This window comes from Streptomyces sp. RFCAC02 (assembly GCF_004193175.1).
Classification (GTDB): domain Bacteria; phylum Actinomycetota; class Actinomycetes; order Streptomycetales; family Streptomycetaceae; genus Streptomyces.
Window position 1 is genome coordinate 3,559,426 of record NZ_SAUH01000001.1, and the last position, 23,645, is coordinate 3,583,070.

Annotated in this window: 25 protein-coding genes and 1 pseudogene; 14 read left to right on the plus strand and 12 right to left on the minus strand. The window is 74.5% G+C overall.

The window, feature by feature from the left end; translation table 11 throughout:
• Positions 1-102: 102 nt before the first annotated feature.
• On the plus strand, positions 103-528 hold the full coding sequence (gene dtd / locus EMA09_RS16435) for a D-aminoacyl-tRNA deacylase (protein WP_129841774.1): 426 nt from the start codon (positions 103-105) through the stop codon (positions 526-528).
• Between the two features lie 29 nt (positions 529-557).
• Here the strand turns inward: dtd and EMA09_RS16440 are convergent, their stop codons facing one another.
• Together EMA09_RS16440 and EMA09_RS16445 are read right to left on the minus strand one after the other, a co-directional pair.
• A complete protein-coding gene (locus tag EMA09_RS16440; RefSeq protein WP_129841775.1) occupies positions 558-1,532 on the minus strand; it encodes a glycine cleavage T C-terminal barrel domain-containing protein in 975 nt (324 codons plus the stop codon).
• 38 nt (positions 1,533-1,570) lie between these two features.
• Positions 1,571-2,023: a transcriptional repressor gene (locus tag EMA09_RS16445; RefSeq protein WP_129841776.1), complete on the minus strand. Its 453-nt coding sequence runs from the start codon at positions 2,021-2,023 to the stop codon at positions 1,571-1,573.
• 259 nt (positions 2,024-2,282) lie between these two features.
• Between EMA09_RS16445 and EMA09_RS16450 the strand changes: the two genes are divergently transcribed.
• Positions 2,283-3,038 carry an SDR family oxidoreductase gene (locus EMA09_RS16450; protein WP_129841777.1) on the plus strand — a complete coding sequence of 252 codons (756 nt, stop codon included), beginning with the start codon at positions 2,283-2,285 and terminating at the stop codon, positions 3,036-3,038.
• A 21-nt stretch (positions 3,039-3,059) separates the two neighbouring features.
• On the opposite strand, the gene EMA09_RS16455 is transcribed toward EMA09_RS16450, so the two are convergent.
• Positions 3,060-3,638, minus strand: a complete 579-nt coding sequence (locus tag EMA09_RS16455) for an FABP family protein (RefSeq protein ID WP_129841778.1) — start codon at positions 3,636-3,638, stop codon at positions 3,060-3,062.
• Positions 3,639-4,072: 434 nt separating this feature from the next.
• Here EMA09_RS16455 and EMA09_RS16460 point away from each other — a divergent pair, with 434 nt between their 5' ends.
• Positions 4,073-4,435, plus strand: coding sequence for a DsrE family protein (locus tag EMA09_RS16460; RefSeq protein WP_129841779.1), 363 nt, complete (start codon positions 4,073-4,075; stop codon positions 4,433-4,435).
• A gap of 142 nt (positions 4,436-4,577) precedes the next feature.
• Here the strand turns inward: EMA09_RS16460 and EMA09_RS16465 are convergent, their stop codons facing one another.
• From EMA09_RS16465 to EMA09_RS16485, 6 genes are all read right to left on the minus strand, one after another.
• Positions 4,578-4,865, minus strand: a complete 288-nt coding sequence (locus EMA09_RS16465) for a DUF1416 domain-containing protein (RefSeq protein ID WP_129841780.1) — start codon at positions 4,863-4,865, stop codon at positions 4,578-4,580.
• A 64-nt stretch (positions 4,866-4,929) separates the two neighbouring features.
• Complete coding sequence (locus tag EMA09_RS16470) at positions 4,930-5,769, minus strand: sulfurtransferase (protein ID WP_129841781.1); 840 nt, start codon at positions 5,767-5,769, stop codon at positions 4,930-4,932.
• A 112-nt stretch (positions 5,770-5,881) separates the two neighbouring features.
• Entirely contained in the window at positions 5,882-5,983 is a 102-nt protein-coding gene (locus EMA09_RS29470; RefSeq protein WP_346655836.1) for a putative leader peptide, read from the minus strand.
• A gap of 95 nt (positions 5,984-6,078) precedes the next feature.
• Positions 6,079-6,801, minus strand: a complete 723-nt coding sequence (locus EMA09_RS16475; protein WP_129841782.1) for a DUF2993 domain-containing protein — start codon at positions 6,799-6,801, stop codon at positions 6,079-6,081.
• Positions 6,802-6,932: 131 nt separating this feature from the next.
• Positions 6,933-7,700: a hypothetical protein gene (locus EMA09_RS16480; RefSeq protein WP_129841783.1), complete on the minus strand. Its 768-nt coding sequence runs from the start codon at positions 7,698-7,700 to the stop codon at positions 6,933-6,935.
• Positions 7,701-7,714: 14 nt separating this feature from the next.
• Positions 7,715-7,981: a MoaD/ThiS family protein gene (locus EMA09_RS16485; protein ID WP_129841784.1), complete on the minus strand. Its 267-nt coding sequence runs from the start codon at positions 7,979-7,981 to the stop codon at positions 7,715-7,717.
• A gap of 266 nt (positions 7,982-8,247) precedes the next feature.
• Here EMA09_RS16485 and EMA09_RS16490 point away from each other — a divergent pair, with 266 nt between their 5' ends.
• The 5 genes from EMA09_RS16490 to EMA09_RS16510 all read left to right on the plus strand — a co-directional run bounded on the left by EMA09_RS16490 (position 8,248) and on the right by EMA09_RS16510 (position 13,493).
• Positions 8,248-9,006, plus strand: coding sequence for a response regulator transcription factor (locus tag EMA09_RS16490; protein WP_129841785.1), 759 nt, complete (start codon positions 8,248-8,250; stop codon positions 9,004-9,006).
• 60 nt (positions 9,007-9,066) lie between these two features.
• On the plus strand, positions 9,067-10,083 hold the full coding sequence (locus EMA09_RS16495; RefSeq protein ID WP_129841786.1) for a LacI family DNA-binding transcriptional regulator: 1,017 nt from the start codon (positions 9,067-9,069) through the stop codon (positions 10,081-10,083).
• 81 nt (positions 10,084-10,164) lie between these two features.
• Positions 10,165-11,280 (plus strand): trypsin-like peptidase domain-containing protein, encoded by a 1,116-nt coding sequence (locus tag EMA09_RS16500; protein WP_129841787.1) that lies wholly within the window; start codon positions 10,165-10,167, stop codon positions 11,278-11,280.
• Positions 11,281-11,310: 30 nt separating this feature from the next.
• Complete coding sequence (locus tag EMA09_RS16505) at positions 11,311-12,027, plus strand: response regulator transcription factor (RefSeq protein WP_129841788.1); 717 nt, start codon at positions 11,311-11,313, stop codon at positions 12,025-12,027.
• Positions 12,028-12,062: 35 nt separating this feature from the next.
• Positions 12,063-13,493 carry a HAMP domain-containing sensor histidine kinase gene (locus EMA09_RS16510; RefSeq protein WP_346655837.1) on the plus strand — a complete coding sequence of 477 codons (1,431 nt, stop codon included), beginning with the start codon at positions 12,063-12,065 and terminating at the stop codon, positions 13,491-13,493.
• Positions 13,494-13,506: 13 nt separating this feature from the next.
• On the opposite strand, the gene soxR is transcribed toward EMA09_RS16510, so the two are convergent.
• Entirely contained in the window at positions 13,507-14,040 is a 534-nt protein-coding gene (gene soxR / locus EMA09_RS16515; protein WP_129841790.1) for a redox-sensitive transcriptional activator SoxR, read from the minus strand.
• A gap of 554 nt (positions 14,041-14,594) precedes the next feature.
• Between soxR and EMA09_RS16520 the strand changes: the two genes are divergently transcribed.
• Positions 14,595-15,251 carry a 4'-phosphopantetheinyl transferase superfamily protein gene (locus tag EMA09_RS16520; RefSeq protein WP_240796430.1) on the plus strand — a complete coding sequence of 219 codons (657 nt, stop codon included), beginning with the start codon at positions 14,595-14,597 and terminating at the stop codon, positions 15,249-15,251.
• A gap of 10 nt (positions 15,252-15,261) precedes the next feature.
• Here EMA09_RS16520 and EMA09_RS16525 read toward each other — a convergent pair whose 3' ends face one another.
• Entirely contained in the window at positions 15,262-17,067 is a 1,806-nt protein-coding gene (locus EMA09_RS16525; protein WP_129841792.1) for a bifunctional metallophosphatase/5'-nucleotidase, read from the minus strand.
• A 241-nt stretch (positions 17,068-17,308) separates the two neighbouring features.
• Between EMA09_RS16525 and mshD the strand changes: the two genes are divergently transcribed.
• The 3 genes and pseudogenes from mshD (at position 17,309) to EMA09_RS16540 (ending at position 20,954) form a co-directional block, all read left to right on the plus strand.
• Complete coding sequence (gene mshD, locus EMA09_RS16530; RefSeq protein WP_129841793.1) at positions 17,309-18,217, plus strand: mycothiol synthase; 909 nt, start codon at positions 17,309-17,311, stop codon at positions 18,215-18,217.
• 216 nt (positions 18,218-18,433) lie between these two features.
• Positions 18,434-20,503 (plus strand): annotated as a pseudogene (locus tag EMA09_RS16535) (RNA degradosome polyphosphate kinase); the annotation flags it as partial.
• Positions 20,487-20,954 (plus strand): NUDIX hydrolase, encoded by a 468-nt coding sequence (locus EMA09_RS16540; protein WP_206305955.1) that lies wholly within the window; start codon positions 20,487-20,489, stop codon positions 20,952-20,954. The pseudogene EMA09_RS16535 and the gene EMA09_RS16540, both read left to right, overlap by 17 nt.
• Here EMA09_RS16540 and EMA09_RS16545 read toward each other — a convergent pair.
• A complete protein-coding gene (locus EMA09_RS16545) occupies positions 20,911-21,699 on the minus strand; it encodes a class I SAM-dependent methyltransferase (protein WP_129841795.1) in 789 nt (262 codons plus the stop codon). The genes EMA09_RS16540 and EMA09_RS16545 overlap by 44 nt on opposite strands.
• Positions 21,700-21,846: 147 nt before the next feature.
• Between EMA09_RS16545 and mshA the strand changes: the two genes are divergently transcribed.
• Together mshA and EMA09_RS16555 are read left to right on the plus strand one after the other, a co-directional pair.
• Positions 21,847-23,094, plus strand: a complete 1,248-nt coding sequence (gene mshA, locus EMA09_RS16550) for a D-inositol-3-phosphate glycosyltransferase (protein ID WP_240796675.1) — start codon at positions 21,847-21,849, stop codon at positions 23,092-23,094.
• A gap of 41 nt (positions 23,095-23,135) precedes the next feature.
• Entirely contained in the window at positions 23,136-23,636 is a 501-nt protein-coding gene (locus EMA09_RS16555; protein WP_129841797.1) for a YbjN domain-containing protein, read from the plus strand.
• Positions 23,637-23,645: the final 9 nt, after the last annotated feature.

Below are 23,645 nucleotides of genomic sequence, written 5' to 3' on the forward strand. Positions count from 1 at the left end.
CGTGATACGCATCGTGTCACTCCGTACCCACCGCGTGCAGCGTCGTGGCACCCATCCGGCTGGCACACCGACGCGTACCGGCCGTCCGGCATCATGGGGCGCATGCGAGCGGTGGTGCAGCGTGTGGACGGCGCGCGGGTCGAGGTGGCGGGCGAGACGGTCGGTGAGATCGTGGGCCAAGGTCTCTGTGTGCTGGTGGGCGCCACGCACGACGACACGCCGGAGACCGCGGCGCGCCTCGCCCGCAAGCTGTGGACCCTCCGCGTCCTCGCGGACGAGCGGTCGTGTTCGGACACCGGGGCGCCCCTGCTCGTCGTCTCGCAGTTCACCCTCTACGGTGACGCCCGGAAGGGCCGCCGCCCGACCTGGCAGGCCGCGGCGCCGGGCGGGACGGCCGAGCCGCTCGTGGACGCCGTGTGCGGCGAACTCCGCGCACTGGGCGCCGAGGTGGCCACCGGGCGGTTCGGCGCCGACATGCGCCTGACCCTGACGAACGACGGCCCGTTCACCGTGCTCCTGGAGATCTGACCGGGCGCGGCGGCCACCGGTACGGCGGCTCAGGGCTCGACGATCGTCTCCTGCGCCGCCGGCGTCGTCCCGGCGAGCAGCACCGCGTCGGCGGGCACGTTCCGCTTGATCACGGCCAGCGCGATCGGCCCCAGCTCGTGGTGGCGCGCCGACGACGTGACGGTGCCCAGGGCCCGCCCCTCGGGGCCGTCCGACGCCAGCCGCACCGGGTCGCCGTGCTCCGGGAGGCTCACCTCGCTGCCGTCCAGGTGGAGGAAGACGAGCCGTCGCGGCGGACGGCCCAGGTTCTGGACCCGGGCGACGGTCTCCTGCCCCCGGTAGCAGCCCTTGTCCAGGTGCACGGCGCTGTCGAGCCAGCCCAGTTCGTGCGGGATGGTCCGGTGGTCCGTCTCCCGGCCGAGGCGCGGCCGGTGGCCCGCGACGCGCAGCGCCTCGTACGCGAGGACGCCGGCGGCCGGCCCGTTCGCCGCGGCGAAGTCACCGAGTGCGGCGCGCGGCAGGAACACGTCGCGTCCCCATGCCGTCTCGCGCACCACGGCGCCGTCCGGCACGGTCGCGATCGACCCCGCCGGCAGGTGGACCACGGCGAACGCGTCCGTCCGGTCGGCGAGTTCCACGCGGTAGAAGAAGACCATGGACCGCAGGTAGGCGAGCAGCGCGTCCGCCGCGCCGGGCTCGGTGTGCGCCCACACCGTCTCCCCGTCGTCCACGAGGTACAGCGCGTGCTCGATGTGGCCCTTCGGGGAGAGGATCAGCGCCTCGGTCGCGTGGCCCGGCGCCAGGTCGGCGACGTGCTGGGTCAGCAGCAGGTGCAGCCAGCTCAGCCGGTCGGGCCCCGAGACGGTGACGACCGCGCGGTGCGACAGGTCGACGAATCCCTCGCCGCGGTCGAGGGCGCGCTGCTCCTTGAACAGGTCGCCGTAGTGGGCGGCGACCCCGGTGTCCGGGCTCTCGGCGGCCACGGCTCCGGGCAGGGACAGCAGCGGACTCGTGTACGACGGCATGCGGCCAGCCTACGCCGCGCCCCGGCGGCGCCCGCCCGTCACTCCGCGGCCCCGCCGCCGTCCCCGTCACCGGGAGCGGCTGTGCACTTCGCGCACCGCCCGAAGATCGCGAAGTGCCGCAGGTCCGTCTCGAACCCGAAGCGCTCCCGCAGCCGCTCCGCGAACGGGCCGGCCACGTCGAGGTCGGCCTCCAGCACCTCGCCGCAGTCGCGGCACATCAGGTGCAGGTGGTCGTGCCGCTCGGCCAGGTGGTACGTGGGCGCGCCGTGGCCCAGGTGGGCGTGGGAGACGAGCCCCAGCTCCTCCAGCAGCTCCAGCGTGCGGTAGACGGTGGAGATGTTGACGCCGGCCGCCGACTTGCGGACCTCGGTCAGGATGTCCTCGGGGGTGGAGTGCTCCAGGGTGTCGACGGCCTCCAGCACGAGCTGGCGCTGCGGCGTCAGCCGGTACCCGCGGGCGCGCAGATCGGTCTGCCAGTCGGTGGTCACCACAAAACCCAGTGTAGGAGGACGCCGGGGGTGCCGGCGCCGCCGGACGGCGGGAGGGCACGGACCCCGTCCGAGGGGATGGAGCGGGGTCCGTGCGAGGAGGCGGTGCCCATCCTGCTCCGGAGCGTGTCAAACCGCCGTAAGGACGCCACGAACGTTTGCGCGTTGTCCCGGGCGGCCCGGCCGGGAGATGCTGCCGGTGGCGGGCCGGCGCGCCCGCCACCGGCAGCAGGACGTGCGACAGGAACAGGAGCGCAGCGGTATGGATCTCGGTCTGTCCGGACAGGTCTACGTCGTCACCGGCGGCAGCAGGGGCCTCGGCCGCGCGACGGCCGCGGCGCTGGTCGCCGAGGGCGCCCGGGTCGTCACCTCCGCGCGCGACGCGGAACGCGTGCAGGAGGCCGTGGCGGCGCTCGGGGGCTCCGGCCGCGCCGTGGGCACGGTCGCCGACCTCGCCGACCCGGCGGCGCCGGGACGGCTCGTGGACCTCGCCCTGGAGACGTTCGGCCGCCTCGACGGGGCGCTCGTCTCGGTCGGCGGCCCGCCCCCGGCGACGGCGGCCGGGGCGAGCGACGAGCAGTGGCGCGCGGCGTTCGAGAGCGTGTTCCTCGGCGCCGTGCGGACCGCCAGGACGGTCGCGGCCCGGCTGACGGAGGGCGGCGCGATCGGGCTCGTGCTGTCCGGATCGGCGCGCTCGCCCATCACCGGGCTCGGGATCTCCAACGGGCTGCGCCCCGGGCTCGCGATGGTCGCCAAGGACATGGCGGACGAGTTCGGGCCGCGCGGGGTCCGGGTCGTCGGGCTGCTGCCGGGCCGCATCGCCACCGACCGGATGGTGCAACTGGACGAGGCGGGCGGCCCCGGCGCGCGCGAGCGCGCGGTCGCCGGCATCCCGCTGGGCCGCTACGGGGAGCCCGACGAGTTCGGGCGGACGGCGGCGTTCCTGCTGTCACCGGCGGCGAGCTACGTGACCGGCTCGCTGGTCGCCGTGGACGGGGGCGCCTCCCGGGCGCTGTGAGCGTGCCCGCGGGGGTGCCGGTCAGCGGAAGAACGCGATGCCGTCGTCCGGCAGGTCCTTCAGGTCCGCGACCCACTCCCGCGGGTTCACCGTCTTCTTGAGCTGTGCCGACATGTACGGGCGCAGCGGGGTGTCCGGCGTGGACTTCTCGCCGACCCACAGGAGGTCGCCGTTCACATAGCCGTAGAGGCGCTTGCCGCCGCTGTACGGGGGCGCCGCGGCCGTCCGGGCGACGGCGTCCGTCACGAGGTCGATCTGCGGCTTGCCCTCGGCCAGTTCGCCGTACCAGATCTCGACGACACCCTGGTCGCGGACCATGACGACCTCGACCTGCCGGTCGGTCACGCGCCAGTAGCCGTGCTCGGACTCCAGGGGCTCGGTGCGGTTGCCCTCGTCGTCGAGCTGCCAGGTCCGCGAGGCGTACTCGAGGAAGGGGCGGCCGTCGTGCGCGAAGGTGACCTCCTGCCCGAAGTTGCAGGACTCCTCGCCGGGACCGGTGCGCTCGGCGTTCAGCGCGGCGACGCCGGCGCCCTGCCAGGTGCCGAGCAGGAACGCGAGCGGGACCAGGCCGGGGTGCAGGTCGGACGGGATCTCGATCATCGGATCAGCGCTGGCCCTGGTAGAGCTTCATCACGACGAGGCCGGTGAACGCGGCGGTGCCGACGATGACCAGGCACATGAGGGTGATGAAGAATGCCTCCAGCACGGGAGCTCCTTGCGACGCGTGGCGACGTACGCCTGCGGTACGCCACGACAATTTACGGTCTCGCGGTGAGTCTAGTCCCCGGCTTTCGGGGAAGCTCACTGAGGGTGGGCCGCCCGGGGCCTACGCGGCGACGGGCGCGGCCTTGACCGTTCCGTGATCACTGCGGCTGAACGCGTTTGGCTCGACGCGCGTCTAAGCGCGTGGAAAGGATGTGATCATGAATTGTCCGAACTGTGGCGGAATGATGCACCAGGGGCCGGCCGGCGACTGGGTCTGCGCCATCTGCGGCACGACGCGATAGCGGTGTAGCCGGGGTTACGGTGCCGCCATGGCCGAGAAACTGGTGATCAAACTGACGGCGGGGGCCGACGCCCCCGAGCGGTGCTCGCAGGGCTTCACCGTGGCGGCGGTCGCCGCCGCGTCCGGAGTGGAGGTCTCGCTCTGGCTCACGGGGGAGTCCGCGTGGTTCGCGCTGCCCGGCCGTGCGGCGGAGTTCACCCTGCCGCACGCGGCGCCGCTGCCCGACCTGATCGCCGGCGTCATGGCGGGCGGCCGGATCACGGTGTGCACCCAGTGCGCCGCCCGCAGGGGCATCGAGGAGGAGGATGTGATGGACGGCGTACGCATCGCCGGGGCACAGGTCTTCGTGAGCGAGATCATGCCCGATGGCGTACGGGCGCTCGTCTACTGACCACTGCCGATCACTGCCGATCAGTCATCGAGCCGATCACCGGGCCGGCCCGCCACCGGGACCGACGGGATCGCATCGGGGGATACGACGAAGGCCGCGCCCGGACCGGGCACGGCCTTCGCGCACGTGGTGACGCGCCGCCTCACACGGCGATGGTGACCTCCGTGAGGCCGCCGCGCTGGGCGACGACCTTCCGGTCCACCGTCGCGCCGGGCACCAGCGCGCGCAGCGTCCAGGTCCCCTCGGCGGCGAAGAACCGGAACTGGCCGGTCGCCGACGTCGGCACCTCGGCCGTGAACTCGCCGGTGCTGTCCAGCAGCCGGACATAGCCGTTCACCGGCTCGCCGTCCCGCGTGACGGACCCCTGGATGGTGGTCTCACCGGGCTTGATGGAGGCGGCGTCGGGGCCGCCTGGCTTCGCTCCGCACATGGCGCGCTTCTTCTCCTGTCGCGTCGGTCGCGTGGGCTGGGGGCGGCCGCGGGCGGCCGCGTCACTACTTCGCCGGACCGGTCTCGACCGGCACGCCCACCAGGGAGCCGTACTCGGTCCACGAGCCGTCGTAGTTCTTGACGTTCGGCGCGCCGAGCAGCTCGCGCAGGACGAACCAGGTGTGCGAGGAGCGCTCGCCGATGCGGCAGTAGGCGATCGTGTCCTTCGACAGGTCCACGCCCTCGGCCTCGTACAGCTCCTTCAGCTCCTCGTCGGAACGGAAGGTGCCGTCGTCGTTGGCCGCCTTGGACCACGGGATGTTCCGCGCCGACGGGATGTGGCCGGCGACCTGGGACTGCTCCTGCGGCAGGTGCGCGGGGGCGAGCAGCTTGCCGGTGAACTCGTCGGGGGAGCGGACGTCGACCAGGTTCTTGGTGCCGATGGCGGCGACGACCTCGTCGCGGAACGCGCGGATCGAGGTGTCCTGCGGCTGCGCGCGGTACTCGGTGGCGGCGCGCTCGGGCACCTCCTCGACCAGCTCGCGGGCGTCGAGCTCCCACTTCTTGCGGCCGCCGTCGAGCAGCCGGACGTCCGCGTGGCCGTACAGCTTGAAGTACCAGTAGGCGTACGCGGCGAACCAGTTGTTGTTGCCGCCGTACAGGACGACGGTGTCGTCGTTCGCGATGCCCTTGGCGGACAGCAGTTTCTCGAAGCCGGCCTGGTCGACGAAGTCGCGGCGGACGGCGTCCTGCAGCTCCGTCTTCCAGTCGATGCGGACCGCGCCGCGGATGTGGTTCTTGTCGTACGCGGAGGTGTCCTCGTCGACCTCGACGAGGACGACCTTCGGGTCGTCGATGTGCTCCTGGACCCAGTCGGCGTCAACGAGGACGTCACTGCGGCTCATGGTTTTCTCCTTCGGCGCTCTGGCGGGGGACATGGCGTGGCCGTGCGCACGCGCGGCGCCGGGAGCGGGGCCGCGGTACGGCAGGGCGTGGGGGACGGTGGCGTGGCCGGATCTAGCCGTCGCGGCGACAGAGCATGGCGGCGACGCGGCACAGATCCACCGCCCGTCGCTTCGTCAGTCCCCCGGCCGGGGTGCCCGCAGCCTGTCGCGTCATGCGGCGATCGTATCGGAGGGGGTCCCGCCCCTGTCACGGTGCTTCCGGATGCTGAGATGTGCTCGTCCGCCATGTGGGACGGACGGTGGGGCCCGTCAGCCGAGGGTCAGATGGCTGCCCGAGATCTCCGCGACGAGGCCCTCCTCGGTGGGCACCAGGCCGGTCAGCTCAAGGCCCTGGGGCAGGTCGTCGACGGAGCGGGGGGTGCCGAGCTGCTCCTCGGCCAGGGCACGCGTGTCCACCCCGGCGACCTCCGGGATGTCGTTCTCGTCCACGTCGAGGGTGACCTGGCCGTCGGCCACGGTGATCTCACCGGGGATGTCGCCGATGTCCAGCTTCTGGCCCAGCACGGTGGTCGTCACGACGAGGGTGACCTTGCCCTCCTCGCCGCCGTAGGCGACCTCGACCCCGAAGCCGTTCGACTCGGCGCCGAGCGTCTCGCCGTAGACGCGCGTCAGCTCCTCGTAGCTGACGACCCCGTGGCCGGTGGCGCGGTCGGCGACGGCGCCGCTGAAGTCGCTCTCCACCTCGATGTCCCGCAGCTCGACCTCCAGGTCGGTCACCGTCAGCACATTGCCGTCGACGGTCGCCTCGTAGGAGTCCATGCCGAGGTCCACGTGCGGCAGCTCACGGCTCAGCGCCTGGGTGAGGAACGGGAACCCCTGGATCTTCACGCTCGGGTCCTCCGTCAGCCCGTACGTGTCGCGCACCTGGGAGCCGACCTCGCCCTCCGCGTACGAGACGGCCACGCGGTCGGCCACGATGCCCAGGACCACCAGCACACCGACGATGATCAGACTTATTCGCAGTGCGCGCATGGGCCGGCCCCCGGGATGGTCTGTGGTGCGAACGATGGTGAGCGTAGCGGCTGCGACGGACCGGACGGTCCGCCGGGCGCGCTTGCAGCACGGACGTTACACGCGCCGCCGGGCCGCCCGGCACGGCTCGGTCACTCCAGCAACCACCTGACCAGCGGGTACACCGCGGGCGCCGCGGCCGTGAGCGGCAGCGCCACCCCGGCCGTGAAGTGCACGAAGCGGGACGGGAAGTCGTAACTCGCCACACGCAGCCCGATCAGCGCCGCGACGCCGCCCGCGGCCGCGAACGCGACCGCCTCCTGCCCGAGGTCCGACACGCGGTCGGCCGCCACGCCCGCGCCGGCCGCCGCGGCGAGCGCCGCCACGAACGACAGGACCGGCACCGGCACGGCCCGCAGCAGCGTCGCCGCCGCCACGCCCGCGGCCGTCGCGGCCACGGCGCCGCCCGAGAGCCCGGCCGCCGCCAGGTGCCCGCCCGCCACGACCGTCAGCACGGTGGACGCGGCGGTCGCCGTCAGCGAGTCGAGCCGCTCGTCCGCCGACCCGCGGTGCCGCAGCTGCAGGATCAGGATCAGCGCGAACCAGGCGCCGAGCACCCCCGTCAGCGCCTCCGGCAGCCGGTCGTCGGGGGCGAGCAGCAGCGCCGCGTCCGCCGCGAGACCGCCGGCGAACGCCAGCGCGATCCCCTGGCGCGCCGGCCACATGCCGTTCAGCCGGAACCAGCCGGCGGCCGTCACCGCCTGGAGCAGGACGACGGCGGGCAGCGCCGCGGCCTGCCCGAGCGGCGCCGTCGCCGCCAGCGCGGCCGCGAGGACCGCCGTCAGCGCCGCGGGGGCCGCGCCCGGCGCGATGATCGGGGACCGCGCCCGGTGCCGGCGCGGCGGTGCCGGGGGAGCCACCCCCGCCTGCGCCGTCACCGCGCACCGCCGGCGAACGGCGGGAGGACCTCGACGGTCGCGCCGTCCGGCAGCCGCACGCTGTCGTGCGTTCCGCGGCCGACCTGCTCGCCGTCCACCAGGAAGGAGCAGCGCAGCAGCACCCGCTCGAACTCGGGCCGGTCGGCGTGCCGCCGCCGGGCCGCGTCCAGGGCGCCGGCGAGCGTCGTGGCCTCGTACCCCTCCTCGGCCGTACCGGCCGCGGCCTTCGCCGCCGCCCAGTACCGGATCGTGCCGCTGGCCATCGGGCCTCCGCTTCCTTCTCGGTCTTCCGTCTGCTGCCTGCCGCCGTATCGGGCCGCCGCACCATGATGGCCCCCCGCGCGGGGGCGCCGTGGCACCCGCTGCGCGAACGGGGAGTGACATGCGCCCGTGCGCCCGGCGAAATGTTTCGGTTATGCTGCTCGGCAAGCAGGACCCGGGCATCGATGCCGTCGAGGGTCCTTTCGTGCTTTACGGGCAGAGCCGCTCGATCGTCCCTCGCAAGGACTGAGGAAGGAACGCCCCCGACATGAGCTCGCTGCTTCTCCTGACCAACGCCCTCCAGCCCTCCTCCCACGTCCTGCCCGCACTCGAGCTGCTCCTGCACAACGTCCGGGTCGCCCCCGCCGAGGGGCCCGCCCTCGTGGACGCCCCCAGCTCCGACGTGATCCTGATCGACGGCCGCAAGGACCTGCCGCAGGTGCGTTCCCTGTGCCAGCTCCTGCGCTCCACGGGACCCGGCTGCCCGCTGCTGCTCATCGTCACCGAGGGCGGCCTCGCCGCCGTCACCGCCGACTGGGGCGTGGACGACGTGGTGCTGGACACGGCGGGACCCGCGGAGGTCGAGGCGCGGCTGCGGCTCGCGACGGGGCGCCGGCAGCTCTCGGCTGACGACAGCCCGATGGAGATCCGCAACGGCGACCTGTCCGTGGACGAGGCGACGTACAGCGCGAAGCTGAAGGGCCGGGTCCTCGACCTGACGTTCAAGGAGTTCGAGCTGCTGAAGTACCTGGCGCAGCACCCGGGCCGTGTCTTCACGCGCGCGCAGCTCCTCCAGGAGGTCTGGGGCTACGACTACTTCGGCGGCACCCGCACGGTCGACGTGCACGTACGGCGGCTGCGGGCGAAGCTCGGCCCCGAGCACGAGGCGCTGATCGGCACCGTGCGCAACGTCGGCTACCGCTTCGTCGTTCCCGAGAAGGAGAAGCCGGCCGAGGACAGCCACGCGCGCGCCGTCACGCGCGAGGCGGAGCAGCTCGTCAAGGAGGCAGCGGCCCGGCGGAGTTGACCGGCGTCCAGTGGGCGGAACCCGGTACCGGGCCGCCTGCTGCGCGCGTAGACTCCGCCTGTGGCCAAGGTGACACGGGACGATGTGGCGAGGCTGGCGGGGACGTCGACCGCCGTCGTCAGCTATGTCATCAACAACGGGCCGCGCCCTGTGGCGGCGGCCACGCGCGAGCGGGTGCTCGCCGCGATCAAGGAGCTGGGGTACCGCCCCGACCGGGTCGCGCAGGCGATGGCCTCGCAGCGCACCGACCTCATCGGTCTCATCGTCCCGGACGCGCGGCAGCCGTTCTTCGCGGAGATGGCGCACGCGGTCGAGCAGGCCGCGGCCGAGCGCGGGAAGATGGTCCTCGTCGGGAACTCCGACTACCGCGAGGAGCGCGAGGTCCACTACCTGCGGGCGTTCCTCGGGATGCGGGTGTCGGGCCTCGTGCTGATCAGCTCGGGGCCGAGCGAGGGCGCCGCCGTCGAGATCGACGCGTGGGACGCCCGCGTGGTGCTGCTGCACCGCCGGCCCGACGCCATCGACGACGTGGCCGTCGTCCTGGACGACATCGGCGGCGCGCAGCAGCTCGTGCGGCACCTGCTGGTCGACCACGGCTGCCGGTACGTCGCCTGCATGGGCGGCCTCGACTCCACGCCCGAGTCGGGCGACCCGGTCACCGACCACGTGACGGGGTGGCGCCGCGCGATGGCGGAGGCCGGCGTCCACACGGAGGGCCGGCTCGTCCTGTCCCCGTACAACCGGTACGACTCCTACCGCGTCGCCCTCGACCTGCTGGCCGGCCCCGACCGGCCGCCGGCGATCTTCTGCGCCACGGACGACCAGGCGATCGGCGTCCTGCGGGCGGCGCGCGAGCTGCGGATCGACGTGCCGGGCGAGCTGGCCGTCGCCGGGTTCGACGACGTGAAGGAGGCGGCGCTCACCGATCCGCCGCTCACCACGGTCGGGTCCGACCGCGAGGCGATGGCGCGCGCGGCGCTCGACCTGGCCATCGGCGACCAGGACGAGCCGGTGGGGGAGCGGCTGCGGCAGTTCCCGGTGGCGCTGCGGCTGCGCAGGTCGTGCGGCTGCCCGTGACGGCGGGGCGCCGGCGGATCCGCAGGGGATTCTGAGGCACGGCTCAGATTCCTCTCATGTTGCGGCCGCAGAGTCGGTGGCATGAGCGACGAACACGTGTACAAGCCGATTCCCCTGCACCCCCGGCAGGACACCGACCGCTCGGAGCGGTACACGTCCGAGCCGTACCAGGAGCCGTACCAGCAGTACGGCCACCAGGAGACGTACGGCGCGTACGGCGCGTACCCGCCGGTCCCCCCGCCGCCGCCCGTGCCCCCGGTGCCGGAGTACGCCCCGATCGGGGAGGCGCCCGAGCACCGCGGGAAGCGGCGCGGGCGGGCGGGCAGGCCGGCGGCGCTGCTGGCGGCGGTGGCGATCGTCGCGGCGGCGGTCGGCGGCGGCACGGCGACGCTGCTCGACGGTTCGGACGGCGGCACCTCGGCGTCCGGGTCGGTCACGGGCACCTCGGTGTCCGAGCAGGTGGACGGCACGATCGCCTCCGTCGCCGCGGCCGTGAGCCCGAGCGTCGTGGAGATCTCGACGGGCAGCGCCACCGGGTCCGGCGTCATCCTGTCCTCGGACGGGCAGATCGTCACCAACAACCATGTGATCGCCGACGCGGGCGGCTCCGGGATCGAGATCACGTTCAGCGACGGTTCGACGGCGAGCGCCACGGTGACCGGCACGGACCCGGACAGCGATCTGGCGCTCATCCAGGCCGAGGACGTGAGCGGTCTCCAGGCCGCGACGCTGGGCGACTCCGACAGCGTGGCGGTGGGCGACGAGGTCGTGGCGATCGGCTCGCCCGAGGGCCTGACCGGCACGGTGACCAGCGGTATCGTCTCGGCGCTCGACCGCGAGGTGACCGTGGCCAAGGAGGACAGCGGCAGCAGCAGCAGCGGCAGCGGCGGGTTCGGGGGCCAGGGCGGCCAGAGCGGCGGCCAGGAGTGGCCGTTCGAGTTCGGCGGCGGCCAGTACAACGGCGACGTCGGCTCGTCCACCACGACCTACCGCGCGATCCAGACCGACGCCTCGCTGAACCCGGGCAACTCGGGCGGCGCGCTCGTCAACGCGGCGGGCGAGGTCGTCGGCATCAACTCCGCCATGTACTCGACGTCGGAGGACTCGGGCAGCGCCGGCCTCGGCTTCGCGATCCCGTCCAACACGGTCATCGACGTCCTGTCCGACCTGGGCTTCTCCGCCGGCTCGGGCTCGTGACGCGGCAGTGCCCGGTGCGAGACTTGGTGCATGAGTGACGGTGCCCGCGTGCTGATCGTGGATGACGAGCCCGCCGTACGGGAGGCCCTGCGGCGCAGCCTCGCCTTCGAGGGGTACGCCGTCGAGACGGCCGTCGACGGGATGGACGCGCTCGCGAAGCGCGACCTGTTCGATCCCGAGGCGATCGTCCTCGACGTGCTGATGCCCCGGATGGACGGGCTGACCACGGCCCGCCGGCTGCGTTCCGCGCACGACCGGGTGCCGATCCTCATGCTGACCGCGCGCGACACCGTCGGCGACCGGGTGAGCGGCCTGGACGCGGGCGCCGACGATTACCTGGTGAAGCCGTTCGAGCTGGACGAGCTGCTGGCCCGCCTCCGCGCCCTGCTGCGGCGCAGCGCGTACGCCGTGCCCGGCGGCGCGGAGGCGGGCGCGGACGCCGGAGCGCCGCAGCAGCTCACCTTCGCCGACCTGCGGATGGACCCGGCGACGCGCGAGGTCGTGCGGGGCGAGCGGCGCATGGAACTGACGCGGACGGAGTTCACCCTGCTCGAACTGTTCCTCACGCACCCGCGCCAGGTCCTCACGCGCGAGCAGATCCTGCACGCCGTGTGGGGCTTCGACTACGAACCGTCGTCCAACTCCCTCGACGTCTACATCATGTACCTGCGCCGCAAGACCGAGGCCGGCCACGAGCCGCGCATCCTGCACACCGTCCGGGGCGTCGGCTACGTCCTGCGCACATGAGGGGCGGCGCGCGGACGCGGTGGCGGTTCCGGCAGATGCCGCTGCGGTCGCGGCTCGCGCTGCTGACGTCGGTCGCGGTCGCGGTGGCGGTCGCGGTCTGCGCGGCGGCGGCGTGGTTCATCGTGCGGGACCAGTTGCGCGCGTCGCTCGACGACACCCTCATGGAGAACCGCGACGCGCCGATCCCCGGGCTGCAGGGGCAGTGCTGGTCGGAGGCGCCGGACGTCCCGGAGGACCGCCGGCTGCCGTCCTTCGGGAGCGTGCTGCAGATCGTCATGGCGTCCGGCGAGAGCTGCATCCTGAACGGCGAGACGACCGTCGAGGTGTCGGGGGACGACGTGGCGGTGGCGCAGCGGCGGCAGCCGCAGGCGCTGCACGACGCGGAGGGCGAGGACGGCCGGACGTACCGCGTCCTCACCTACCCGGTGCAGGGGGCGAGCCCGCCGGCCGCGGTGATGGTCGCCCGCCCGCTGGACGACGTGAACGGGCCGCTGCGGTCCCTCGCCCTCATCCTCACGCTCGTGGCGGGCGCCGGGGTGGTCGGCGCGACCGGGGTGGGCGTCGCGCTCGCCCGTGCCGGGCTGCGCCCGGTGGACCGGCTGACCGGCGCCGTCGAGCACATCGCGCGCACCGAGGACCTGAACGTCCGCATCCCCGTCGAGGGCGACGACGAGATCGCGCGGCTGTCGCGCTCGTTCAACGCGATGACGGCGGCCCTGGCGTCGTCCCGCGCGCTCCAGCAGCGGCTGATCGCCGACGCGGGCCACGAGCTGCGGACCCCGCTGACGTCGCTGCGCACCAACATCGAGCTGCTCGCGCGGAGCGAGGAGACGGGCCGACCGCTCCCGGAGGCCGACCGGCGGCAGCTCCTCGCGTCGGTGACGGCGCAGCTCGGCGAGCTGGGTGTGCTGATCGGCGACCTGCAGGAGCTGTCCCGGCCCGAGCGGGCGGCGGGCAGCGGCCGGCTGGAGGTCGTCGGCCTGCACGATGTCGCGCAGCGCGCCGTCGCGCGGGCACGGCTGCGGGCGCACGGCATGACGCTGACGGCGGCGCTCGACCCCTGGTACGTCCGTGCGGAACCGGCCGGACTCGAACGCGCGGTGGTCAACCTCCTCGACAACGCGGTCAAATTCGGTGCCACGACGGAGGACGAGCGGGACCGCTCGGTCGAGATCACTCTCGCGGGGGGAGTCCTGCGCATCCGGGACCACGGTCCGGGCATCGCCGCCGACGACCTGCCGCACGTGTTCGAACGCTTCTGGCGGTCGCCGGGGGCGCGGAGCCTGCCCGGTTCCGGGCTCGGCCTGTCGATCGTGGCGAGGACCGTGCGCGAGTGCGGCGGCGACATCACCCTGCGGCCGGCCGACGGCGGGGGCACGGAGGCCGTCCTGGCGCTCCCCGGCGCGGCCGTGCCACCACCGGAGACGGGACAGCCCCCGGCACTGCCCGGCCCCCCGGCGGGCTGAGCCGGCGGACGGGTCAGGGCCGGACGGTCTCGCGGACGGTGGCGCCGGGGTCCGCGCACTTCTCCGCGTGGTCGCCGTCGCAGGGCGCGCACGTCCCGTCCTCCTGGAGCCGGATCGGGCCGCAGCCGCCCGACTCGGCGAGCACGTCGTACGGGTTGGCGAGCATGCAGCTCTCCAGCGACAGGCAGCCGCAGCCGATGCAGTCGGTCAGGCCGTCCCGCAGCCGGACCATCCGCCGGATGCGGGCGTCCAGGTCGGCCCGCCAGCCCGCCGAGACGCGCGCCCAGTCGTCGCGGGTCGGGGTGCGGCCCTCGGGCAGCCGCTCCAGCGCCTCCCGGATCACGCCCAGCGGCATCCCCACGTTCTGCGAGACGCGGATGAACGCCACGCGGCGCAGCATGTCGCGCGGGTACCGGCGCTGGTTGCCCGAGGTGCGGCGGCTGCTGATCAGCCCCTGCTCCTCGTAGAACCGCAGGGCGGACGGGGCGACACCGCTGCGCTGCGCGAGCTGCCCGATCGTCAGCTCCTTCGCGATCACGCTCGTCATACGGCCAGCCTAGCCGCGAACCCGGCGGCCGCCCCGGGGCGCCGGGACCTGTCCTGGCGCTAGGGTCTGTCCGGCGGGTCCCGGCGCGGGCTCGCGGCGTCGGATGCGGTGTGTCGCGAGGCGCCGGATCGCAGCTCATGCCCGTCGTGTCCGCGCGATGCGGCAACGCGGCGAGGTGCCGTGGCCGGCGTCGCGGGACAGGCAGGATCCGCCGGACAGACCCTGGCGTGGGCGGCGGCAGTCGTGGAGGGGGAGCAGCGGATGGGCCGACGACCGGCCGCCGGGGAGGCGGCGCCACCGGTGACGTACGGGGTGCGGTGCGCCCGCCCGCGCGGACCGGTGCCCGGCGGACGGAGCGCGGCGCCGGCACCTCGGTCCGGGCCGGGCCGCGCCGGTGCCGGATGCCGGACGTCGCCACGGGTGTCACCGCTCGCCGCTCCGTCCGGTCCCGGACCCTCGGGTGGCGGGTGTGCGGCCGGGCGGGAGCGTGTGACCCCGGTCGCCCGGACCGCCCGGCGGGCACGGCCGCTGCCCGGTCCGCCGGCGGTGGCCGCGTGAGCGGGCCGCTCGCGCGCCTGGTCGGGGCGCCGGCCGAGACGGCCGAGACGTTCGGCGACCCGCCGGGCGAGCCGGACCTGTTCCCCGCCGAGGCGGCGGCCGTCGCACGCGCTGTCCCGAAACGGCGCGCGGAGTACGCCACGGTGCGCGCCTGCGCCCGTACGGCCCTCGCACGGCTCGGCGCACCACGCGTCCCCCTGCTCCCCGGCGAACGCGGCGCGCCCGGCTGGCCCCCCGGCTTCGTCGGCAGCATGACCCACTGCGCCGGCTACCGCGGCGCCGCCGTCGCCCGCGCCGCCGACCTCGCGGGGATCGGCATCGACGCCGAACCGGCCGACCCCCTCCCCGACCCGGGCATCCTGCCGCTGATCTCCCTCCCCGAGGAGCGCGCGATGCTCACCGAGCTGGCCGCCCGGCGGCCCGGCGTCGCGTGGGACCGCCTGCTCTTCTCGGCCAAGGAGAGCGTCTACAAGGCGTGGTTCCCCCTCACCCGCCGCTGGCTCGACTTCGGCGAGGCCGGCATCACGATCGACCCGGACACCGGGACGTTCACGGCGCGGCTGCTGCCCGAGGACGCGCCGCTGCGGACGTTCCCCGGCCGGTGGACGGCCGGCGGCGGGCTGCTGCTCACCGCCGTCGTCCTGCCGGCCTGATCCGTCCCTGTCACGGCTGTCCGACGACCGTGATCCGGTCCGCCGCCGGCGCTGCCAGCGGCGCTCCGGGCGACGAGTGCGCCGTCAGATAGTCGGCGAGCGCCGTCATGTCGTCCTCCCCGACCACCGGGTCCGTGCCCTCGGCGAGCGTCGCGAAGCCGTCGCCGCCGCCCGCGAGGAACGAGTTGACCGCGACCCGGTACGTCGCGCCCGGATCCAGCGGCTCGCCCGCCACCCGCACCGAACCGGCCACGATCCGGTCCGCGCCCGACGCCGTCGGGTCCAGCGTGTAGGCGAGGCCGTCGGACGGCTGGAGGATCTTCGGCACCGCCTCGTTCCCGCCGCTCACCTGCTCGCGCAGCACCCGCAGGAGCTGGTCGCCGGTGAGGTCGATGAGGTTCACGGTGTTCGCGAACGGCTGCACCGCGAAGCCCTCCCCGTACGTCACGACGCCGTCGCCCTCGGCACCCGACGCCGCGTGCACGAGATCGGCCCGGACGCCGCCCGGGTTCATCAGCGCCAGGTCCGTGTCCGGATCGATCCCCCGGGCGTGCGCGAGCTGGGCGTCCGCGATCAGGTCGCCGAGCGGGAACTCGGGGAGCCCCGAGCCGCGGCCCGCGATGTCCTCGGAGATCCAGCCGATCGGCGCGTCCGCGACCGGCGCGGCCAGCGCGTTCCACTCCTCGATCAGCGCGGTCAGGTCGGACGCGGGCGTCCGCTCCCGGTCCACGACGCGGTTGCTGCCGGCCACCGAGGCCCGCACGATGTCCCGGGTGCGCCGGTCGTAGTCCATCGTCAGCTCGGTGAACAGCCGTCCGTTCGACGCCGCCGAGGTCACCAGCCGGTCGGTCCCGGCGGGGTCCGGGATCGTGCACACGTACGGCTGGTGCGTGTGGCCGGTGATCAGCACGTCGACCGCCGGGTCGGCCCGCCCGGCGATGTCCGTGACCGGGCCGGAGAGGCCGCCGTCCGCGCCGTCGCAGTCGTGGTTGTACGCCTCGGCGGCGGGGTAGCCGCCCTCGTGGACCAGCGCGACGATCGCGTGCACGCCACGCCGCTCCAGCTCCGCCGCGTAGCGGTCGATCGTCTCCACCTCGTCGCGGAACTCCAGGCCCTCGATGCCGGCCTGCGTCACGATGTCGGCGGTGCCCTCCAGCGTCACGCCGATGAAGCCGACGGCGACCCCGTTCACCCGCTGGATCGAGTACGGCGCGAGGATCGGCTCGCCCGTGTCCCCGTCCACGACGTTGGCCGCGAGGTACGGGAAGTCCGCGCCGTCGAACGTGCGGCCCTCCGTGTAGCAGCCGTCGACCGGGTGGCAGCCGCCGTCCTGGAGGCGCGTCAGCTCCGTCCAGCCCTCGTCGAACTCGTGGTTCCCGACGCTCGTGACGTCCAGGTCGAGCGCGTTCAGCGCCTCGACCGTCGGCTCGTCGTGGAAGAGCCCGGACAGCAGCGGCGAGGCGCCGATCAGGTCGCCGGCCGCCACCGTCAGGGACCTGGACTCGCCGCGCCGCGCGTCGCGCAGGGCGCTCGCCAGGTACGCGGCGCCGCCGGCGGTGACGGTCTGCGTGGTGCCGTCCGCGTTCTCCCGGACCACCTGGCCGTTCGACCCCGTGGGCGGTTCCAGGGCGCCGTGCAGGTCGTTGAGGGCGAGGAGCTGGAGGTCGACGGTCCGCCCGCCGCCGTTCCCGTGACCGCCCTCGCCGTGCGCGCCGGGCGGCGCGGCGGCGAGCGACCCGAGGACGGCGAGCAGGGACGCGCCCGCGGTCAGGCCGAGGGCGCGTCGTCGGTGTCGTGTGTGTCGTGACTGCTGCATGTGGGGGTGCGTCCCTCCCGGATCGGGGGAATCGAGCGTCTGACGTGCCGACGGCCGCACCCTAGTGGCCGTGCGCCCGGCGGCACAGGGCGCGCGCGTGACCGCGCCATGACGGGTGCGGGAACCCCGGAACACACGGCGCCCACCGGACGGACCCGGCGTCCTCCCGGTCCCCGCCCCGACGCGGCGGGCCCGCGCCGGGGCGGCGGACCCCGCCGGACAGGCTTTAGAGTCGGGAGCCATGAGCGACCTCGTGGTACGGGACCGGCTGACGGACGGCGAACGCGACGAGACCCTTGCGCTGATCGACGCGGCGGCGGAGCGGGACGGGCAGTCCGCCGTCTCCGAACAGGGCCGCCTCCTCCTGCGCGGCGACGCCCGCCCCGGCGTACGCCACCTCCTGCTGCGCGACGACGACGGCACCCTCGTGGGCTACGCCCAGCTCGACGGCCGCGACGTCGTCGAACCCCCCACCGGCGAACTCGTCATCCACCCCGGGCACCGGGGCCGGCGCCACGGCCGCGCCCTCGGCTCCGCGCTGCTCGCCGAGTCCGGCAACCGGCTCCGCCTGTGGGCGCACGGCGGCCACGCCGCGGCCCGCCACCTCGCCCAGTCGCTGCGCCTCACGCCGTTCCGCGAACTGCGGCAGCTCCGCCGCCCCCTCGGCGGCCTCGGCTCGGCCGACGCGTCGATGCCCCCGGGCGTACGGCTGCGGACGTTCCGGCCCGGCGAGGACGAGGACGCCTGGCTCGCCGTCAACGCGGCGGCGTTCGCGCACCACCCCGAGCAGGGCTCCCTCACGCGCACCGACCTGGAGGCGCGGACGGCCGAGCCGTGGTTCGACCCGGAGGGCTTCTTCCTCGCCGTCCCCGAGGACGACGAGCACCGCATCATCGGCTTCCACTGGACCAAGGTCCACGAGGCCGAACGCCTCGGCGAGGTGTACGTCGTCGGGGTGGCGCCCGACGCCCAGGGCAAGGGCCTCGGGCGCGCGCTCACCATGGCCGGGCTCCGCCACCTCGCGGCCGACCGGTCGCTGCCCACCGCCATGCTCTACGTCGACGCCGACAACGCGGCCGCCGTCCGCGTCTACGAGACCCTCGGTTTCCGGACGTTCGAGACCGACCTGATGTACCGCACCGAACACTGACCCCCGCGCGCCGGCCGGGCGCGCGGGGCGCGGGCGTCCGGCGCGCGGCGCGGCCGCGGGGCGCGGTTCATTCTGTTCACCTCGCCGACGTGCCCCGTTGGCCCGGACGGCGCGAGAATGGGGGACATGACCCGAGGAGCCCAGGTCCGGACGGACACCCCCGCCCCGCCCAAGCCGGCGCCGCCCGCCGCGCGCTCGGCGCCCGCCGGCGGCGGCGACCTGCCCGCCGACCGCTTCCTCGACCGGGAGCGGAGCTGGCTCGCGTTCAACGAGCGCGTTCTCGAACTGGCCGAGGACCCCCGTACACCCCTCCTGGAACGCGCCAACTTCCTGTCCATCTTCGCGAGCAACCTCGACGAGTTCTTCATGGTCCGCGTCGCGGGCCTCAAGCGGCGCATCGCCACGGGCGTCGCGACCCGCTCCCTCACCGGGCAGCCGCCGCGCGAGGTGCTCGGCAGCATCTGGTCGATGGCCCGCGAGCAGATGACGCGGCACGCCACCGCCTTCCGGGACGTCGTCGGCCCCGAGCTGGCCGCCGAGGGCATCCACATCCTGCGCTGGCCGGACCTGACGGAGGGTGAGCAGACCCGGCTGTTCTCCTTCTTCCGCCGGATGATCTTCCCGGTGCTCACCCCGCTGGCCCTCGACCCGGCGCACCCCTTCCCGTACATATCCGGGCTCTCGCTCAACCTCGCCGTCATGGTCCGCAACCCGGCGACCGGCCACAAGCACTTCGCCCGCGTCAAGGTCCCGCCGCTGCTGACGCGGTTCATGGAGGCGTCGCCGCAGCGCCACGTCCCCGTCGAGGACGTGATCGCCGCGCACCTGGAGGAGCTGTTCCCCGGCATGGAGGTCCTCGCCCACCATGTCTTCCGCGTCACGCGCAACGAGGACCTTGAGGTCGAGGAGGACGACGCCGAGAACCTCCTGCAGGCCCTGGAGAAGGAGCTGCTGCGCCGCCGCTTCGGCCCGCCGGTGCGCCTGGAGGTGGAGGAGTCGATCGACCCCGAGGTCCTCGACGTCCTGATCCGCGAACTGAAGATCGGCCGCGAGGAGGTCTTCGCGGTGCCGGGACCGCTCGACCTCACCGGGCTGCGGGCCATCGCCGCCCAGGACCGGCCCGACCTCAAGTATCCGAAGTTCGTCGCACGCACCCACCGGGACCTCGCCGAGGTCGAGTCGGCGTCCGCGCCGGACATCTTCGCCGCCCTCCGCGAGCGCGACGTCCTCCTGCACCACCCGTACGACTCGTTCTCGACGTCCGTGCAGGCATTCCTCGAACAGGCCGCCGCCGACCCCGACGTCCTCGCGATCAAGCAGACGCTGTACCGCACGTCCGGCGACTCCCCGATCGTCGACGCCCTCATCGACGCGGCGGAGTCCGGCAAGCAGGTGCTGGTCCTCGTCGAGATCAAGGCGCGCTTCGACGAACACGCCAACATCAAGTGGGCACGCAAGCTGGAGGAGGCCGGCTGCCACGTCGTGTACGGCCTCGTCGGCCTGAAGACGCACTGCAAGCTGTCCCTCGTCGTCCGGCAGGAGGGCGACGAGCTGCGGCGCTACGCGCACGTCGGCACCGGCAACTACCACCCGAAGACCGCCCGCACCTACGAGGACCTCGGGCTGCTGACGGGCGACCCCGAGGTGGGCGCCGACCTCTCCGACCTGTTCAACCGCCTCTCCGGCTACTCCCGCCGCGACAACTACCGCCGGCTCCTCGTCGCCCCCCGCTCCCTGCGCGACGGCCTGATCTCCCGCATCCGCCGCGAGATCGACCACCACAGGGCGGGCCACCCGGCGGCCATCCGCATCAAGGTCAACTCCCTCGTGGACGAGGCCATCATCGACGCCCTGTACCGCGCCTCGCAGGCCGGCGTACCGGTGGACGTGTGGGTGCGCGGCATCTGCGCGCTGCGGCCCGGCGTGCCCGGCCTCTCCGAGCAGATCCGCGTCCGCAGCGTCCTCGGCCGCTTCCTCGAACACTCCCGCGTGTACGCGTTCACCGCCGGCGGGGAGAACGAGGTCTGGATCGGCAGCGCCGACCTCATGCACCGCAACCTCGACCGCCGCATCGAGGTCCTCGTCCGCGTCACCGACCCGGGCCACCGCGCCACCCTCGGGCGGCTGCTGGCCACCGGCATGTCGGACGGCTCCGAGTCCTGGCACCTCGACGCCGACGGCGGCTGGACCCGGCACGCCGAGGACGCCGCCGGCCGGCCGCTGACCAACGTGCAGGAGGCCCTGATAGACGTCCGCCGCCGGATGCGCCGTGCCTCCGGCGACTGAGGCGCGCCCCGCCGGGAGCGGGGAGCCGATCCGTGCCGCCGGCTGCGTTCTGTGGCGCCCGGCGGCCGGGCGGACGGGCGTCGAGCTGGCCGTCATCCACCGGCCCCGCTACGACGACTGGTCCCACCCCAAGGGCAAGCTCGACCCGGGCGAGAGCCCCGAGGACGCCGCGGTGCGCGAGGTGCGCGAGGAGACCGGCATGGCGTGCGCCCTCGGCGTCCCCCTGCCCACCGTCACCTACCTGGTGGACGGCCGCCCCAAGGAGGTCCGCTACTGGGTGGCCGAGGCGGTGCGCGGCCGGTTCGCGCCCAACGACGAGGTGGACGTCCTGCTGTGGCTCCGCCCGCCCGACGCCCGGGCGCGGCTGAGCGCCGCGTCCGACCGGGAGCTGCTGGACGAGGCGGTCGTCACGCTGCGCCGCGCGGGGCGACAGCCGCCCACGCGACCGTGATCTCGCCCTGCCGCCACCGGCCGGGTCCGTCCGCCACCGGCCAGTCGCCCGCGACCGCCCGCACCGTCCGCAGCCAGCGCTGACGCGCACCGAACGCGGCGTACGGCGCGGCGGCCGCCCACGCCCGGTCCATGTCCCGCAGGAACGCGTGCACCGCCTCGCCCGGCACATTGCGGTGGATCAGCGCCTTCGGGAGGCGTTCCGCCAGGTCGGACGGTGTGCCGAGGCCCGCGAGGCGCGCCGCGAACGTCACCGTCAGCGGCCCCCGCGGGCCGAGCGCCACCCACACGTGCCGCCGCCCCAGCTCGTCGCACGTGCCCTCGACCAGCAGCCCGTCCGGCGCGAGCCGCCCGCACAGCCGCTCCCACGCCGCCGGCACGTCGTCCTCCGCGTACTGGCGCAGCACGTTCGCCGCGCGGACCAGGGCGGGCCGCTCACCGCCGGGCAGCGGCAGCTCGAACCCGCCGCGCAGGAACGTGAGCCCCTCCCGTGCGTACGCCCGCGCCGCCGCCACGCGCTCCGGGTCGATCTCGACGCCGGTCACCCGCGCGTCGGGGCGGACGCGGCGGAGCCGGCCGAGGAGTTCGACGGCCGTCCACGGCGCGGCCCCGTACCCCAGGTCCACGGCGAGCGGCGCGGCGGCGGCCCGGCGGAGGGCGGGGCCGTGGACGGCGGCGATCCAGCGGTCCATGCGGCGCAGCCGGTTGGGGTGGGTCGTCCCCCTGGTCGCGTTCCCCTCCGGCATGGCGCGAGCGTAACGAACGCGGTCCGCGGGCACCCGGTCGGGAGTACCGGGCCACACCGGGTGGGCACAATGGAGGGCGGTGCCCCGGCTGACAGGTCGCACCCGCCGAGGAAGGGAAGAACCGTGCCCCAGGTCCGCCGCGTCGCCATGCTGAGCGTGCACACGTCACCGCTGCACCAGCCGGGGACGGGCGACGCGGGCGGCATGAACGTCTACATCGTCGAGCTGTCACGGCAGCTCGCCCGGCTCGGCACCGAGGTCGAGATCTTCACCCGCGCCACCTCCGGCGGCCTGCCCCCCGCCGTCGAGCTGGCGCCCGGCGTCCTCGTACGGCATGTCGACGCCGGCCCGTACGAGGGGCTGACGAAGGAGGAGCTGCCGGCCCAGCTCTGCGCGTTCACCCACGGTCTGATGCGGATCTGGGCGGACCGCACGCCCGGCTGGTTCGACCTCGTCCACTCGCACTACTGGCTGTCCGGCCAGGTCGGCTGGCTCGCGGCGGAACGCTGGGGCGTCCCCCTCGTCCACCAGATGCACACCATGGCGAAGGTGAAGAACGCCGCCCTCGCCACCGGCGACACCCCCGAGCCCGCCGCCCGCGTCATCGGCGAGACCCAGCTCGTCCGCGCCGCCGACCGGCTCATCGCCAACACCGCGGAGGAGGCCGCCGACCTCGTCCGCCACTACGACGCCGACCCCCTGCGCACCACCGTCGTCCACCCCGGCGTGAACCTCGGCCGCTTCCACCCCGCCGACGGCCGCCGCGCCGCCCGCGCGCGCCTCGGCCTGCCGGCGGACGCCGTCGTGCCGCTGTTCGCGGGCCGCATCCAGCCGCTGAAGGCGCCCGACATCCTGCTGTACGCCGTCCGGCAGCTCATCGACGACGACCCCGCGCTGCGCGGCCGGCTCGTCGTACCGGTCGTCGGCGGCCCGTCGGGCACGGGCCTGGCCCGTCCCGAACGCCTCCAGAAGCTCGCCGCGCGCCTCGGCCTGTCGGACGTGGTGCGGTTCCGGCCGCCCGTGGCGCAGCCGGTGCTCGCCGACTGGTATCGGGCGGCGAGCGTCCTCGTGATGCCCTCGTACAGCGAGTCGTTCGGCCTGGCTGCGGCGGAGGCGCAGGCGTGCGGCACCCCGGTCGTCGCCGCGGCGGTCGGCGGCCTGCCGGTCGTCGTCAAGGACGGTGCGACCGGCTTCCTGATCCCCGGCCACGACCCCGCCGACTACGCCCGCGCGCTCCGCCGGTTCGCCGACGACGCGACCCTCGCCGACCGCCTGGGCGCGGCGGCGGCACGGCACGCCCGCGGCTTCGGCTGGGACCGGTCGGCCGCCGACACCCTCACCGTCTACCGGACGGCGCGCGAGGCCCACCGCTTCCGCCACCGGGCCACCGGCTGACGGCCGCCGCGGCAGGCACCGCCCGGCCTACGATCGGGGCCATGCCGACACCGTCCACCGATCCCCGCCGCGCCGTCGAGGACGCGCTCCGCGCGAGCGGCGCCGACTGGGAGAGTCCGGGGCCCGGCCACTACGTCGTCTCCCTCCCCGGCACCCGCAAGCTGTCCACCACGTGCTCCCTCGTCGTCGGCCGGCACGCCCTGTCCGTCAACGCCTTCGTCATCCGCCGCCCGGACGAGAACCACGAGGCCGTCCACCGCTGGCTCCTGCAGCGCAACACGCGCCTGTTCGGCGTCGCGTTCGCGATCGACCACCTCGGGGACATCTACCTCGCGGGCCGCCTCCCCCTGGCCGCCACCGGTCCGGGCGAGATCGACCGCCTCCTCGGCAGCGTCCTCGCCGCGGCCGACGACTCGTTCAACACGCTCCTCGAACTCGGCTTCGCGACCGCGATCAGGAAGGAGTACGCCTGGCGCACCGCACGCGGCGAGTCCACCCGCAACCTGGACGCGTTCGCGCACCTCACCCGCCCGTCCGGCTGAGGGGGTCAC